The organism is Kitasatospora sp. NPDC057500, assembly GCF_042802195.1.
In the GTDB taxonomy this organism is placed as follows: Bacteria; Actinomycetota; Actinomycetes; order Streptomycetales; family Streptomycetaceae; genus Kitasatospora.
Genome location: NZ_JBHVER010000101.1, coordinates 13,227 through 28,221, shown reverse-complemented (window position 1 = coordinate 28,221; position 14,995 = coordinate 13,227). Strand labels below are relative to the sequence as shown.

The 14,995-nt window shown below is 72.9% G+C and carries 13 protein-coding genes and 1 pseudogene; 11 read left to right on the top strand and 3 right to left on the bottom strand.

The window, feature by feature from the left end; genetic code table 11:
• Positions 1–523: 523 nt before the first annotated feature.
• From ACFU74_RS21645 to ACFU74_RS21630, 4 genes and pseudogenes are all read left to right on the top strand, one after another.
• Positions 524–898, top strand: coding sequence for a hypothetical protein (locus ACFU74_RS21645; RefSeq protein ID WP_380759115.1), 375 nt, complete (start codon positions 524–526; stop codon positions 896–898).
• A gap of 408 nt (positions 899–1,306) precedes the next feature.
• Positions 1,307–1,618, top strand: a complete 312-nt coding sequence (locus ACFU74_RS21640; protein WP_380759117.1) for a hypothetical protein — start codon at positions 1,307–1,309, stop codon at positions 1,616–1,618.
• 21 nt (positions 1,619–1,639) lie between these two features.
• Positions 1,640–1,924: pseudogene (locus ACFU74_RS21635) on the top strand (ISAzo13 family transposase); the annotation flags it as partial.
• Positions 1,925–2,511: 587 nt separating this feature from the next.
• Positions 2,512–3,042: a MarR family winged helix-turn-helix transcriptional regulator gene (locus tag ACFU74_RS21630; protein ID WP_380294436.1), complete on the top strand. Its 531-nt coding sequence runs from the start codon at positions 2,512–2,514 to the stop codon at positions 3,040–3,042.
• Here ACFU74_RS21630 and ACFU74_RS21625 read toward each other — a convergent pair.
• Together ACFU74_RS21625 and ACFU74_RS21620 are read right to left on the bottom strand one after the other, a co-directional pair.
• A complete protein-coding gene (locus tag ACFU74_RS21625) occupies positions 2,970–4,025 on the bottom strand; it encodes an LLM class flavin-dependent oxidoreductase (protein WP_380759113.1) in 1,056 nt (351 codons plus the stop codon). The two genes, ACFU74_RS21630 and ACFU74_RS21625, sit on opposite strands and share 73 nt — an antisense overlap.
• Before the next feature lie 436 nt (positions 4,026–4,461).
• A complete protein-coding gene (locus tag ACFU74_RS21620) occupies positions 4,462–5,340 on the bottom strand; it encodes an alpha/beta fold hydrolase (protein WP_380759111.1) in 879 nt (292 codons plus the stop codon).
• 95 nt (positions 5,341–5,435) lie between these two features.
• Here ACFU74_RS21620 and ACFU74_RS21615 point away from each other — a divergent pair, with 95 nt between their 5' ends.
• Positions 5,436–5,891 (top strand): MarR family winged helix-turn-helix transcriptional regulator, encoded by a 456-nt coding sequence (locus ACFU74_RS21615; protein WP_380759108.1) that lies wholly within the window; start codon positions 5,436–5,438, stop codon positions 5,889–5,891.
• 40 nt (positions 5,892–5,931) lie between these two features.
• On the opposite strand, the gene ACFU74_RS21610 is transcribed toward ACFU74_RS21615, so the two are convergent.
• Positions 5,932–6,945 (bottom strand): hypothetical protein, encoded by a 1,014-nt coding sequence (locus ACFU74_RS21610; protein ID WP_380759106.1) that lies wholly within the window; start codon positions 6,943–6,945, stop codon positions 5,932–5,934.
• Between the two features lie 262 nt (positions 6,946–7,207).
• Here ACFU74_RS21610 and ACFU74_RS21605 point away from each other — a divergent pair, with 262 nt between their 5' ends.
• The 6 genes from ACFU74_RS21605 (at position 7,208) to ACFU74_RS21580 (ending at position 14,992) form a co-directional block, all read left to right on the top strand.
• Entirely contained in the window at positions 7,208–8,794 is a 1,587-nt protein-coding gene (locus ACFU74_RS21605; protein ID WP_380759104.1) for a DUF3604 domain-containing protein, read from the top strand.
• 77 nt (positions 8,795–8,871) lie between these two features.
• Complete coding sequence (locus ACFU74_RS21600) at positions 8,872–9,720, top strand: polysaccharide lyase (protein ID WP_380759102.1); 849 nt, start codon at positions 8,872–8,874, stop codon at positions 9,718–9,720.
• A gap of 62 nt (positions 9,721–9,782) precedes the next feature.
• Positions 9,783–11,348: an ABC transporter substrate-binding protein gene (locus ACFU74_RS21595; RefSeq protein ID WP_380759100.1), complete on the top strand. Its 1,566-nt coding sequence runs from the start codon at positions 9,783–9,785 to the stop codon at positions 11,346–11,348.
• Positions 11,349–11,391: 43 nt separating this feature from the next.
• On the top strand, positions 11,392–12,351 hold the full coding sequence (locus ACFU74_RS21590) for an ABC transporter permease (RefSeq protein ID WP_380759097.1): 960 nt from the start codon (positions 11,392–11,394) through the stop codon (positions 12,349–12,351).
• Positions 12,348–13,190, top strand: coding sequence for an ABC transporter permease (locus ACFU74_RS21585; protein ID WP_380759095.1), 843 nt, complete (start codon positions 12,348–12,350; stop codon positions 13,188–13,190). Before ACFU74_RS21590 ends, ACFU74_RS21585 begins: the two co-directional genes overlap by 4 nt.
• Positions 13,187–14,992, top strand: coding sequence for a dipeptide ABC transporter ATP-binding protein (locus tag ACFU74_RS21580; protein WP_380759092.1), 1,806 nt, complete (start codon positions 13,187–13,189; stop codon positions 14,990–14,992). The genes ACFU74_RS21585 and ACFU74_RS21580 overlap by 4 nt, the downstream gene beginning before the upstream one ends.
• The last annotated feature ends 3 nt before the right edge of the window (positions 14,993–14,995 follow it).

Sequence of the window (14,995 nt, the reverse complement as noted above, 5' to 3'; positions counted from 1 at the left end):
GAGCTACCTCGCAGGCCTCCACCTCCGCGCCTCAATGATCTGGATAGACGACCTCGTGCGACCACCCAACTGATCACAACATCACACAGGCCCTAGAACGGTGCAGGTCGCGAAGGGTCCTCCCCGCAGGCGCGGGGGTCAGCCCGCCTCCGCCGAGGCCTGTGCCACCCCGTCCGGGTCCTCCCCGCAGGCGCGGGGGTCAGCCGAGAAGGGGCGGCCCCCGCGGCTTCCTACGACCGTCCTCCCCGCAGGCGCGGGGGTCAGGCGTTGCCACTCCAGCGAGACGGCCGAGCACCAGTCCTCCCCGCAGGCGGGGGTCAGCCGCCGTGCCGGAAAACCGCCTGGATCGTAGCCGGTGTCTTCCCCGTGTCGGCGGGGGTCGGCCGGATCCGTCGGGTGGGTCCGGAGGGATCGGTGGGTGCCTTGGGGAAGCTGTCAGCCAGGACGTCCTTGCAGGTCGGTAGTATGACCGTCCTGTCGTTTGATAGTGAGATGGGCGGCTGATTTGGTGGCAGGTCAGCTAGTGGCAGCGGGCGAGCTCCTGACCGGGAACGAGGTCGAGTTGTTGCAGCGATCGCTCGTGGAATGGGACGGGCCGGCTCGGTGCAGCGATCAGCTCGCCTTCGGCATGGGTTTCACAGATGTCGCGGATCTGCTCAGGCAGTGCCGCAGGCTACGGGACGCGCTGGGTGAGGACGTGCCTCTCGCGCCGGCGGACTGGGCGAGGGCCCTGCTCGCAGCAGAGATCGTCTTCGTCAGCGACCTCGTGGGTTCAGGGGTCGAGTGGTCAACGACCACGGGGTTCACTGACGAGGAGACAATCCGCGCACTGCGGTCGATCCAGCGGAAACTGACGAAGATCGTCAGCCCTTACTACGGCAAACGCCCGACCGATTAGCGACCGCAGCGGGCGGTGCCCAACTGCTCGCGATGCTCCTCCCCGCGCAGGCGAGGGTCAGCCGGACAACCCGCGGCTGCCGGTCAACAGCGAAGCGTTCTCCCCGCGCAGGTGGGGGTGATCTGCGGGCCGGTGGTCATGTCCAGATTGTGTCCTCTTCGTCGCCGGGTCCGCCTCCGTGGAGGCAGCGCTGGCAGTCGCAGCGGTGGTGGGTCTCCTCGGCGGCGAGCTGGTCGTGCTCAGCGCCCGGGTGGGCCCGCAGCGCGGGTCTCCACGACCAGGCCGAGCCGGTGGTCGACGGTTCCCGACGCTTGGCACCAGATCCCGCGTGTGAGGATCAGACAGCAGGTGTCTGTGGACATCGCTTGCATGTGCAATCGCCCGTAGGGGCAAGGAAAGGTGCTGGGGATGTTCGCTGGGGAAACTGCGCGGCTGCTGGTCAGAAACGACGGTGAAGCGCCACTGGAGCTGACAGTGGAGCCGTGGGCGGACACCTACCAGATCCTGCCAGGGCAGACCTACGTCGTTGTCACTCACTCGCCAGCAGACGACGGTTCTTGGTCCGGGACGTCGCGTGGGGATGAGCCCTTCCAGGTAGACCATCGGCGGGATTCGGTGACGGTGTGGGCCAACGGCAATTGCTTCGACCTCAGTGGCATGGCGGGCGGCGCGATCGACGCAGCTGACTGGCAGTGCCCCGCTCAGAGTCCGGATTCCTGATGGCGGTTCCGAGCGGTGCCACGAGCGCCGGAGGCGCCCGAGTGGGACCCGGCCTTGCTATCCGATCCCTCACTGACCGGAATGTCCCGGCAGCAGCTGGATGACCTGACCCGGACCCTGGCGCCCCACGGGGACACCTGGTGCGGCCGCCCCCCGCGGCTCGTTTTCCCCGACCAGGTCCTGGCCACCGTGATTCACCTGCGGGTCAACCTGGCCGCCGAACCACTCGCCGTGCTGTTCGGCAGCAGCCGGACCGCCATGCACCGCACCCTCCTGAAGATCAGGTCGGCAACGACAACCCCAACACCAAGATCAGGACGACGTGTTAGTGATCTGAAAGCCCTAAGGGGCTCCGGATAAGCAAGTGAGCTGCGACGAGGGACGAGGTGCGGTCCACGGATGGAGCCCTCCCACCCCATCTGCCGCGCCCACGGGCCCGGAATCCAGCCTGCGTCGCTGATCGGCCGCCGACTGGTCCACCTCGTTGCCTCGTGGCAGGTGTACGAGGGCAGGAGGGACAACACCCCGGTTGACCTCTGGCTGATCGACGATCACGGGCTGTCGACTCACGTCATGAGCGGGACGGACTGGTGCCTGGTAGTTGAGGCCTCTGAACCCCAGCCGCTCGTAGTGAGTGCGGGCCATCTCCTGCTGAATGGCTGACCTGCCCTCGACGTGTTGCAGCAGCTTCTCCGCGCCTGCGAGGAACTGCCTGATCGCTTCGATCGGGCTCTGATGACCGCACGGTGCCTCGTTGCCGTTCTTGTCGAGGTCGCGCCGGGTGATGTCGGCAGGGTTGTGGAGGGTGACGCCGTCGATATCGTGAGCCCGCCCCGTGAGCGCGGGCGCCGGCGCGTTCCGGTCGGTGGCCCGGCTCGGTACAGTGGGGGCCCATGCGGCAGCGAGAACGCGAACGTGCACTGTGGGACGCCTTCTTCCACATGGACGCCGAGCTGTGGCAGGTGCTGACGCGCAGGCTCCAGCAGGACACCGGCCTGTCCGAGCCGGACTGGCAGGTCCTGGACGGTCTGGGCAACACCGAGGGCCACACGCTGCGCGCGTTCGAACTCGCGAAGGCGCTGATGTTCGGCAAGAGTCGGCTCCACCAGCACGTCGGACGCATGGAGCAGCGCGGCCTGGTGGAGCGGGGGCCGGTGCCCGGTGACGCCCGCGCCACCACGGTCTCCCTCACCCCGCACGGCCTGTCGGTGTTCCGCCGGGCGCAGGCCTACCGCGCCCGGCACATCCGCGAGGAGTTGGTCGGCGCGCTGACCGTGGAGGAGGTGGAGCGGCTCATCGCCATCTCCGGCAAGATCCGCGCCCATGTGCGCCGTGACCGGTCGGCGGGGCGTCACTCCCAGACGGTGGTGGGCACTTCGGCCCGCAGGACGGGGGCCACCTCGGCGAAGAACCGTTCCAAGTAGTCGCGGGTGACGGCGAGTTCGGTCGTGTAGGTGGAGAAGAACCCCTCTACGCCGACGCCGAACACCTGGTTGCCGAACTTCCGCTGCAGGCCGAGGAGTTTCTCGGTGATCTGCTCGGCGGTGCCGACGAGCGCGGACCCGTTCTTGATGAAGTCCTCGAGGGAGTCGAACGGGAAGCGGGCGCCGGCGCGGTAGTGCGCGGCGACCGAGGCCTCGAACATCGGGCGCGCGATCGCCAGGGCGTCCTGCGAACGGTCGGCGATGACGGGGGAGTGCACGCCCACCCCGACCGGCGCGGTGTCGGGATCGTGGCCGTGGAAGGTGAGCCGCTCTCGGTAGTGGTCGACCAGGCCCAGGTAGTGGTCGACCCGGTCCGTGCCGTTGGCCGAGTACAGCGGGTCGCCCCAGCGCGCCGCCAGCTCGGTGGAACGCCGGTCGGTGGCCGAACCGTGCCATACCCGGGGCGCCGGCCGCTGCAGCGGCCGGGGTTCGAGGGAGACCTCGGTCAGTTTCGGGCGGTAGCGGCCCTCCCAGGTGACCTTCTCCTCCCGCCACAGCCGCCGCAGCAGCTCGTACCCCTCTTCCAGCCGGTCCCACAGCTCGGCCGGGTCGACGCCGAAGAGGCCGGGCGCGACCGCGTCGCCGCCCTTGCCGATGATCAGGTCGAGACGCCCGCCGCTGAGCTGGTCGAGGGTGGCGTAGTCCTCGGCGGAGCGGACGGGATCGGTGAGCGAGAGCACCGCGACCGTGGTGACGAGCCGGATTCGGGACGTCCGGGCGGCGATGTTCGACAGGATCACCGCCGGTGACGCCGACAGCAGCTCCGGATTGTGCCGCTCGCCGACCCCGAACGCGTCGTACCCCACCCGCTCCGCCCACGAGGCGAGTTCGACCACCTCCGCGAACCGCTCCGCCCGCCCCAGCGGCGGGCTCCCCAGCCCCCTGCTCCGCCTGGGCACCAACGTACTGGCCAGGAACTTCATGACCACACCCCTCCCGATGAGTTCACATGTGAACTCTGAAGGGCGCGCCTCTCCCCGTCAATACGACAACCGGATGACCCCGCCGTCGACACCCGGTCAGTTCCGCGATGAACCGGCTCGGCGTGGCCGCCACCCGATCGAGTGGGATCCATCCGCCAAACAGACCGGTTCGGAGTCCGTCAGCAACGGCGGGCGGCCCAACCACCGCGTTCGGGGGAGGTGATCATCGATCTGCACGTGGAGTGCCGTCAGGAGGGTGTCCGGCTCTTCGGTCGTCACAGCCCGGTGCTGGACACCCTTCCTGCATGTCCGGAGCAGAACCGGCAAACCCAGCCCACTTCGGAACTACTCGTCTAGCGGTTCCGAGGGGCGGGCGCGCCCCGCCCGCCGCCTCCACCGCCGGTGCCGGGGTGCGGCTGGGCCCTGCGGGGCGGCGTCAGGGGGTCAGGAAGGCGGTGAGGCGGCGGTTCAGCTCGTCCGGGTGGGCCGTCAGCAGGGTGTGGTGGGAGGTGTCGGCCAGGACGGCGACCGTGGCGTTCGGGAGGGTGTGGCGGGCGCGGTCGGCCACGGTGCGGGGGTGGTGGGTGCGGCTTCGTTCGGCGAGCAGGACGAGGACGGGGGCGGTGAGGGTGCGCAGTTCCGCCGGGGTGGGGCGGGGGCCGGTGACCGGGCGGGCGGCGGGGAAGCCCGCGAAGCCGAGGGCGTAGAGCTCGCGCCAGGCTGGGTCGAGGGCGGTGTCGCCGCTCTCCTGGTCGAGGTAGGCGCGGGCCTTGGCGGCGGTGCGCGGCGGGAGGAGGAGGGGCAGCACCCGCAGCAGGTAGCGGGCCCGGAAGCCGGTGAAGCACTGGGTGGGGTCGAGCAGTGCGAGCCGCCGGACCCGGGCGGGGGCGTGCAGGGCGTACCGCAGGGCGATCCACCCGCCGTAGGAGTGGCCGACCAGGTCGGCGGCGGTTGCGTCCAGGCCGTCGAGGACGGCGTCGAGCCAGCCGAGCAGTTCGGGGAGCCCGCCGAGGCGGGGGTGGTCGAGGGTGCTGCGGCCCGGGTCGCCGATGAGGTCGACGGCCAGCACCCGGTGGCCGGCGGCGGCGAGGGCGGCGGCGTTGGCGGACCAGCAGGTGGCGGTGGCGCCGCCGCCGTGCAGCAGCACCAGCGGGCGGCCGTCGCGCGGACCGCAGGCGTTGACCCGGGTGGCGCCGTACGGGGTGGGGACGGTGAGCGCCTCGACGGGGAGCGGCCAGTGGGCGAGGGCCTCGTCGTAGGCGGCGAGGAAGTCGAGGAGGGAGGGGGCGGGGCCGGTGGCAGGGTGTGCGGACATAGTCTTCCCCCAGGGTTCGACGAACTCACTCGGTGGGCATGTATCTCGCCCAGCGAGAGAATACGTCGAGGTGACTCCGGAGGGAAGGAGACGAGGTGGAGCCGGAGCGGACGCCGTTGCAGCTGGTCCATCTGTTGCGCGGGCTGACCGTCGAACTCGACCTGTTCGGCGCCGAGTTCGCCGCGCGGAACGGCCTGCACCCGACCGATCTGCGGGCGCTGATCCATCTGCTGGACGCCGCGCGGGCCGGGACGGTGGTCACGCCGGGGCGGCTCGGCGAGGCGTTGGGGCTGAACTCGGCAGGGACGACCGGGCTGGTCGACCGGCTGGAGCGGCTCGGGTTGATCCGGCGCGAGCGTGATCCGGGGGACCGCCGCAAGGTGCGGCTGCTGGTGGAGGAGCGCGCGGTCGAGCTCGGCCAGGGCTTCTTCGGCGGGCTGATCGCCGATCTGGTGGCCGCGATGGGCGCGTTCGGGGACGCCGAACTCGCGGTGGCGCGGCGGTTCCTGGAGGCGATGACCGAGGTGGTGGCCACGGCCCGGGCGGAGTGAGGCCCGGCGGGCAGCCGCGCCGGGCCTCGAAGTCGCGGGCCTACGGGCGCAGGCCCGCGAACTCGTCGAGGACGGCGACCCGCAGCTCGTGCGCGCCGTCCGGGCGGGTCTGCTCGTAGTACAGGTACCAGCGGCCGCGGGCCGCCACCACGTCGGCGTAGCGGACGTCCAGCCACGGGCGGTCCGGCGTCAGGCGGTGCCAGTGGCGCAGGTCGGCGGAGGCGGCGAGGCCGCAGCGCTCCTCGTAGTTGCCGGCCGCGTCGGCCGATCCGTCGTAGAGGGCGAGCCAGCCGCCGGAGCCGTCCGGCAGGACGGTGGTGATCCGTGACTCGTAGGCGTCCCAGGCGCCGGCCGGGCCGACGTCGAGGACCTCGGCGGCGCGGCCGGGCGGGGCGGTGAACCGCAGGCCGTCGGCGGAGTCGGCGAGCGCGGTGGGCTGGACGGTCAGGCCGGTGGTGTGGATGTCGGCGGCGGCGTGGGCGCGGGAGCGCTCCTCGGCGGTGAAGGCGCGGGCGCGCGAGACGGTGGCGAACAGCCGGACGGCGCCGTCGTGTTCCAGTAGGTAGGGGTCCTTGACGCCCTCGGTGCCGGTGCCGGCGGCGGTGAGCACGGGGGTGCGGGCGCCGAGGTCGAAGGCCTCGGGGGTGTCGGCGCGCAGGGCGTCGATCCGCCAGCGCCGGTCGGCGGGGTCGACGTAGCTCAGGTGGAGCAGGTAGCCGCCGTCGCGCCGGAGCAGTGCGAAGCGCTCCATGGAGGGCGAGTCGAGGTCGGCGCGTTCCACCGACCAGAGGTCGCGGAACTCCACGCCGTCCCGGCTCTCGGCCACCGCGCAGCGCCAGCCCCGGTCCTGGCCGCCGGTCGCACCGGTCGCACCGGTCGAGGGGTCGGCGTTGCGCGGGCGGCGTTCGCGGTAGGTGAGCAGGAAGCGGTCCCGGTCGGGTTCGTAGCGCACGCTCGGGCAGCCCGCCCAGTAGCCGGGCTCGGGGCGTTCGGGGGCGCGGACCAGGGCCGAGCCGGAGAGGTCGGGCGCGGCGGGCGGGGCGGTGATGGGCATCGGCGGTGTGCCGTCCTCACGGGGTAGGGATGGAATCTCCGGCACTTTCTATCAGATCGATAGAAAGTGGCGAAGGGTCGGTCGGAGGAGGGGTGAGGTGGCGGTCTCGACTGCAAGCGGCCTGTCACATGGTGTGATTCTATGAATCGCATGTTTCCTCCTGTGGCGATCGGGCAACGCCACCCGGCCCGGCCTTGACCCTCAGTCGAAGATCGGGAAAAACTTCTTCTCAGAGTCGATCAAACAGAGGAAGCCCGAACCGATGACAGCCCCCACCACCGACGCACCCGGCTACGGCGGTCTCGGCCTCTACGTCGGCGACCTCCACAACCACTGCGGGATCAGCTACGGCCACGGCCCCGTCGAGGACGCCTACGCCAACGCCCGCCTCCAGCTCGACTTCGCCAGCGTCACCGGCCACGGCTGGTGGCACGACCTGCCCGAGCGGACGCCCGAGCTGGCCGGCCTGGTCGACTACCACACCGAGGGCTTCGCCCGGCTCGCCGAGCGCTGGGAGCACGTCCAGGAGGTCACCGCCGCCGCCCACCAGGACGGCCGCTTCGTCACCTTCCAGTCCTTCGAGTGGCACAGCCTCGCGTACGGCGACCACTGCGTGTACTTCGACGGGCCGCGCGGCGAGATCATCCGCGCCCGCGACCTGGACGCGCTGCGCGTCCGGCTGCGCGAGCTCGCCGCCGAGGGCGTGCGCACCTGGGCGCTGCCGCACCACATCGGCTACGGCACCGGGCGTCGCGGCATCAACTGGGCCGCGTACACCGAGGAGTTCGCCCCGGTGGTGGAGGTGATGTCGATGCACGGCTGCGCCGAGTCCGACGAGGCGCCGCGCACCTACCTGCACACCATGGGGCCGCGCGACACCACCGGCACCGCCGTGCACGGGCTGCGGCTCGGCCACCGGTTCGGGCTGATCGGCTCCACCGACCACCACAGCGCCTTCCCCGGCAGCCACGGGCACGGCCGGCTCGCCGTCTGGGCGCCCGAGTTGACCCGCACGGCGGTCTGGGACGCGGTCCAGGCGCGCCGCACCTACGCGATCACCGGCGACCGCATCCTGCTCGCGACCTCCGTCAACGGCGTGCCGATGGGCGGCGAGGCGCCGTCCGCCGACCGCCGCCGGATCCGGGTCACCGTGCGCGGCCGGGACGCCCTCGACCACGTCGAGGTGGTCCGCAACGGCGTACCGATCCACCGCCTCTCGCGGCCCGAACTGCTCGCCTCCGCCGGCGCGGCGCCCGGCTTCGACGGCACGCTCGGCTTCGCCGTCGGCTGGGGGCGGCGCGAGGCGGCCGTGCGCTGGGACGTCGCGCTGCGCGTGGAGGGCGGTGAACTGCTGGACGTGCAGCCCCGGTTGCGCGGCTCCGAGACGGTGGCGCCGGCCGAGGCCGAGCCCGCCACGTACCGGCCGTCCGACTGGTGGCGCACCGGGCCGGGCGAACTGCGGCTGCGCACGGTGACCGAGGGCAACCCGAACACCGCGACCGACGCCACCCAGGGCTTCTCCCTGGCCGTCTCCGGAGACGACCGGACCATGCTGACGGCGACCGTCAACGGCGTCGAAACCTCCTACCGCGTCGGCGAGTTGCGGGAGGGGCCGCGGACCGGCTTCCTCGGCGGCTTCGTCTCCGGCGCCTACCGCTTCGACCGGGCGGTGCCCGGCCGGGAGCTCACCGCGGAGCTCGACCTGGTCGACGAACGGCCGGGCGGGGACGGCGACTTCTACCACGTACGGGTCCGGCAGCTGAACGACCAGTGGGCGTGGTCCAGCCCGACCTGGGTGGGCGGCGCGGGAACCGGCGGACCGGCGGCCTCCTGTCGACGGGCCGGCTGACGCCAGTCACCCGTCGTCGGCCGGCCGCCCCGGTCACCGCCCACCGTTCCAGCGAACCCGTACCGAGGAGCACCACCATGTCCGTCACCACCTCCGCGCGCCGCGCCGCCGGCGCCGCCCTGGCCGCCGCCCTGCTCACCGGCACCCTGGCCGCCCCGGCAGCCGTCGCGAGCACCGCCGCCACCACGGCATCCGCCACCACGACGCCCGCCACCACGACGCCCGCGGCCGGCACGGCGTCCACCACCACGGCGTCCACCACCGTCTTCGCCGACGACTTCGAGTCCGGCACCGTCGCCAACTGGACCCGCCAGCGCATCGACGGCAACGGCTCCATCACCGTCACCGGCGCCCCCGCCGGCGGCTCCGGCCTCGCCGCCCGCTTCAGCGTCCCCAACGACGGCGCGTCGTACCGCTCCGAGGTCGCCGTGAACGCCCTCGGCTGGGGCAGCTACCGCTTCGCCCTCGCCGACTACCTGCCCGCCGACTGGGTGCAGACCTCCACCGAGACCATCGTCGCCCAGTGGCACGGCTACCCGCTCTCCGACGGCAGCGACACCAAGCCGCCGATCGCGCTGACCGTCAAGGACGGCAACTGGCGCCTCAAGGTGCACTGGCTGACCGGCCCGACGACCGTCGCCGAGGCGGTGATCCCGCTCGGCACCGTGCAGTTCGGGCACTGGAACCAGTGGGCGTTCGACATCACCTGGTCCACCGCCACCACGCCCGGCTCGATCACGGTGTACCGCGACGGCGTGCAGGTCGGCGCGCACAGCGGGCTCAACAACTACCACCAGAACCAGGCCCCGTACTTCAAGACCGGGATCTACCGCGCCAACTGGAACCCCGCCAAGGGCATCCCGTACCCGACCGGCGGGCCCGACGTCGTGCTCTACAGCGACAGCGTCGTCGTCACCCGGTACTGACCCGGCCGCCCCAGCCGTACCAGGCCCTGCCGAACCCCCAACCACCAAGAGGTAGCAGCACCATGAGCGAAGCGGCCCGTCACCCCGGCCTGCCCCGACGAGGCTTCCTCGGCCTGAGCGCCGGAGCGGCCCTGCTGGCGGCGGGCTGCCGCTCGGCCACCGACCCGGACGCGGGCGCCGCCCCCGGCGGCAGCGCCGCGGCGTCCGCGCCCGACCTCCAGATCGTGTACGGCAGCGCGCCCGACCCCACCCAGCTGCTCCACCGCGGCCCGGACACCCCGGCGTTCGTCAACCTCGTACTGGACCGGCTGGTCGACCTCGACCCGGCGACCCTCCAGCCGGTGCCCTGGCTGGCCACCTCCTGGGAGTGGAGCGCCGACCGGCTGAAGCTGGTGCTCAAGCTGCGCGAGGACGTCACCTTCCACGACGGGCGGGCGCTGGAGGCCGACGACGTAGTCTTCTCGCTGGTCGGCGCCACCAAGTCCTCCCAGGTCAAGCCGCTGCTGGAGCGCCTGGCCGATGTGAAGGCCAGCGCCCGCAACGAGGTCACCCTCACCCTCGCCAAGCCCACCAGCAACCTGTTCGACGCGCTCGCCTTCAACCCGGTGGTCGACGCGCGGACCTACGCCGAGGGCCGGGCGAGCGACACCGTCAACGGCACCGGGCCGTTCAGCTGGAGCTCCTTCAAGGGCGGCAACCAGCTCGACCTCGCCCGCTACGAGCGGTACTGGCAGAGCGGGCGCCCGCGCTTCGAGCGGATCACCGTCCGCTCGGTCACCAGCAGCCAGGCCGCGCTCTCCGCCCTCCAGTCCGGGCAGGGACACCTGATCGGCGCCGTCCCCGGGCGCGACCTCAAGGTGCTGACGGGCAACCCGGGCTTCACCGTTCAGTCCGCCAAGGCCTCCTACCAGCAGGCGTTCCTCGGCGTGAACGTCACCTCCAAGCCCTTCGACGACCTCCGGGTCCGCCAGGCGCTGCAGTACGCGGTGGACCGCGAGCGCATCGTCGCCCAGGTCTACGGCGGCCACGCCGAGGCCAGCAGCCTGCCCTGGCCCTCCAACACCCCCGGCGTCACCCCGGACCAGGTCACCCGCTACCGGCACGACCCGGAGAAGGCGCGCGGGCTGCTGCGCGAGGCGGGCGCGGAGGGCGCCCGGGTGCCGCTGACCGCCGCCAACTCGCCGGTCTTCAGCTCGCTCGTCGAGCTGGTGAAGTACGACCTGGAGCAGGCCGGGTTCGGCGTCGACGTGCAGCTGCTGGACAACGCGGCCCTCCAGCCGAAGATCCAGCAGGGCACGCTGGAAGGCCTGTTCGTGGCCAACCACGGCATGGTCAGCGTCTCGCCGCTCAGCGGCATCACCGTCTCCGGACCGCTCCAGGTCGGTCGGAACACCTCGCACGTCACCGACCCGGCGTACGCCGAGCTCCAGGCGCGCGCCTTCGCGGCCGCCGACGAGCAGGCCCGGGCGGACGTCAACCACGAGCTGTCCGAGTACTTCCTCGCGCAGTCCTTCCACATCACCCTCGCGCACGCCTGGGAGACCTACGCCTTCGCCTCCTCGGTGCGGGACGTCTCCACCAGCGCGCTCGGCTACCTGAAGCTGACCGACACCCGCCGGGACGCCTGAGCCCACGCCCGTCAGCCGCCCCGCCCACCCCCGGAGAAACCCCGTGCCGTACTGGACCAGAAAGGCCGCCGGAGCCCTGGCCACCCTCTGGCTCGCCTCGGTGGCCGTCTTCCTGCTGCTCCGCCTGGCCCCCGGCGACCCGGTCTCCGCCGCGCTCGGCGCCGAGGCCGACCAGGAGCAGCGCGACCACCTCGGGCGCCAGCTCGGCGTGGACCGGCCGCTGCCCGTCCAGTACCTCACCTGGCTGGGCGGCCTGCTCGGCGGCGACCCCGGGCTCTCCTTCCACTACCGCGAACCGGTCACCCGGATGATCGGCCAGAGCCTCGGCTCCACGCTGCAACTCGCCCTAGCCGCAGGCCTGCTGATGCTGGTGCTCGGCCTGCTGCTGGGCGCCGCGCTGGCCGCCGAGCGGCGCGGCCGGCTGGCCAGGGCGCTGGACCCGCTCACCACCGCCGTGCTCGCCCTGCCGGTGTACGTCACGGCGGTGCTGTTCGTCTTCGTCTTCGCCGTGCTGCTGCGGGTGCTGCCGGCCGGCGGCGAGCGGGACCTGTTCACCGCGCCGGACCTGGCCGTGCAGTACCTGGCCCTGCCCGCCGTCGCGCTCGCCCTTCCCGGCTCGGTGGTGCTCGCCCGGCTGCTCGCCACCGAGCTCCGGCGCACCCGGCAGGAGGAGTTCGTGCTCACCGCCGTCGCCAAGGGCGCCCCGCCCCGGCGGATCCTGCTGCGGCACGTGCTGCCCAACAGCCTCGCACCGTTCTGCGTCGAGTTCGGGCTCAACCTGGGCGAACTGCTCGGCGGCGCCGTCGTCGCCGAGCAGCTGTTCGCCAGGCACGGCCTCGGGCAGCTGCTGCTCGACGCGATCAACCAGCGGGACTACCCCGTCGCCCAGACCCTGATCATGCTCGCGGTCGCGGTGGCCGTCGTCGTGCAGCTCGGCTCCGAGCTGCTGGTCGGCCGGCTGGACCCGAGGATCGCCCGCGCCGGCACCGGGGAGGGCCGATGAGCACCACCACCGTCGTAGGCGGGAGCCGGTGGCCCGCCCTGCCCGCCGCACTGCGCGGGCGCCGCGGCCGGACCGGGGCGGTGCTGGTCGCCCTGGTGGTGCTGCTCGGTCTGCTCGGCCCGCTGCTGCTGTCCGCCGACCCCTACCAGCAGGGCCGCGAGGCGCTCGCCGGACCGTCCTGGTCCCACCCGCTCGGCACCGACGAGGTCGGCCGCGACCTGCTGGCCCGCGCGCTGTACGGGGTCCGGATCGAGCTGCTGGTCTGCCTGCTGGCCGTGCCCGCCGCCGCCGTGCTCGGCACCCTGCTCGGGTTGCTCGGCGGGCTGAACCGGCTGCTCGGCGAGGCCGTCCAGCGCCTGTTCGACCTGCTGCTCGGCTTCCACGGGCTGCTGCTGGGCCTCGCGATCGCGCTGATCGTCCGCCCCGGCCTCGGCAGCGTGGTGGTCACCGTCGTACTCAGCGCGCTGCCCGCCTTCGGGCGGCAGGCCAGGGCCGCCCTGCTCGCCCAGCTCGCCCGCGACCACGTGGTGGCCGCCAGGGTGCTCGGCGTGCCGCGCGCCCGCACGCTGCGCCGCTACGTGCTGCCCAACGTCACCGACGCCGCCACCGCGCTGCTGGCCGTGACGATGGCGCACGCCGCCAAGATCGAGGGCGGGCTGAGCGTGCTCGGCTTCGGTATCCAGCCGCCCACCCCCTCGCTCGGTACGATGATCAACACCGGCAGCAAGTACCTCTTCCTGCACCCGAGTTACGCGCTCGCGCCGGTGCTGCTGCTGGGCGTGCTGGTCTTCGGGCTGACCCTGCTCGCCGACTCGTTCAACCGGGAGAAGCTGCGGTGACCGTCACGACGCTCAAGTCCCCGACGCCCCCGACCACCGGGTCGCCGCTGCTGGAGGTGGCCGGGCTGCGCGTCGCCGCCGGGCCCCACGAGGTGGTGCACGGCGTGGACTTCACCCTCCGCCCCGGCGAGATCCTCGGCCTGGTCGGCGAGTCCGGCTCGGGCAAGACGCTCACCGCGCTCGCCGCCAACCGGATGCTCCCGCCGGGCTGCCGGACCACCGACGGCACCGTCCGCCTGGACGGCACCGACCTGCTCACCCTCCCCGAGGACGCGGTGCGAGCCGTCCGGGGCCGGCGGATCGGCATGGTCTTCCAGGACCCGCTCGCCTACCTCAACCCCCGGATGCCGATCGGCCGCCAACTCGCCGAGGCCGCCCTGGTGCACGGCGCGAGCCGGGCCGACGCCCGCGCCCGCGCGCTCGAACTCCTCGACCTGGTCGGCATCCCCGAGCCGTCCCGCCGCTACCGCGACCGCCCGCACGAGTTCTCCGGCGGCATGCGCCAGCGTGTGCTGATCGCCATGGCGATGGTCAACCGGCCCGACCTGCTGATCGCCGACGAACCCACCACCGCCCTCGACCCCACCACCCAGGCGGGCATCCTCGACCTCCTCGTCCGGCTCCGCGACGAGACCGGCACCGCCGTCCTGCTGATCACCCACGACCTGGGCGTGGTCGCCCGCACCTGCGACACCGTCCAGGTCATGTACGCCGGACGGATCGCCGAACGATCCCCGGTGAAGGCGCTCTTGGAGGCGCCGAAGCACCGCTACACGGCCGGGCTGCTGGCCGCCGTACCCCGGCTGGACGGCCCGCGCGGGCTGCCGCTCGCCGTGATCGGCGGCCGCCCGCCCGCCGCCGGGGAGCCGCTGCCCGGCTGCGCGTTCGCACCGCGCTGCACCGCCGCGACGGAGCGGTGCGGGCAGGAGGCGCCCGGCTGGGTGACGGCCGGGGAACAGGGGTTCGCCTGCCACCTGCCGGTGACGGCGGGGGAGGAGCCGCCGGCCCAGGGCGCTCCGGCCGCCGCCGGGGAACCCGCGGCGGCGGCGGTGGAGGCCGCCGAACCGGTACTGGTCGCCGAGGGGCTCACCGTCCGCTACGGACGCCGGGGCGCGCCCGCGCTCGACGGCGTGAGCCTGACCGCCGCGCCGGGGCGCGCCGTCGGGGTGATCGGCGAGTCCGGCTCAGGCAAGTCCACCCTGGCCCGCGCCCTGCTCGGGCTGCTGCGCCCGCAGTCCGGGACCGTCCGGGTCGGCGGCCGGTCCTGGAGCGGGGCCGCCCCGGCCGAGGAGCGCGCGCTGCGCCGCCGGGTCCAGTTCGTCTTCCAGGACCCGTACGCCTCGCTCAGCCCGCGGATGACCGTCCGCGAGGCGCTCGCCGAGCCCCTGCTCGTCCACGGACTGCCGCTCGGCCGCATCGAGGAACTGATCGAACTCGTCGGCCTGCCAACCGAGTTGCTGGACGCCCTGCCGCACCGGCTGTCCGGCGGCCAGCGCCAGCGGGTGGCGATCGCCCGGGCGCTCGCGGTCGGCCCCGAGGTGCTGGTGGCCGACGAGCCCACCTCCGCGCTGGACGTCTCCGTCCAGGCGCAGATCCTCAACCTGCTGCTCGACCTGCGCCGCCGCACCGGCATCGGCCTGGTGTTCATCTCGCACGACCTCGCGCTGGTCCGCCACCTCTGTGACGAGGTGCTGGTGATGCGGCACGGCCGGGTGGTCGAACAGGCCCCCGCCGAGCGGCTGTTCAGCGCGCCCGAGCACCCGTACACCCGCGAACTGCTGGCCGCCGCCGGGCAGCACTGAACC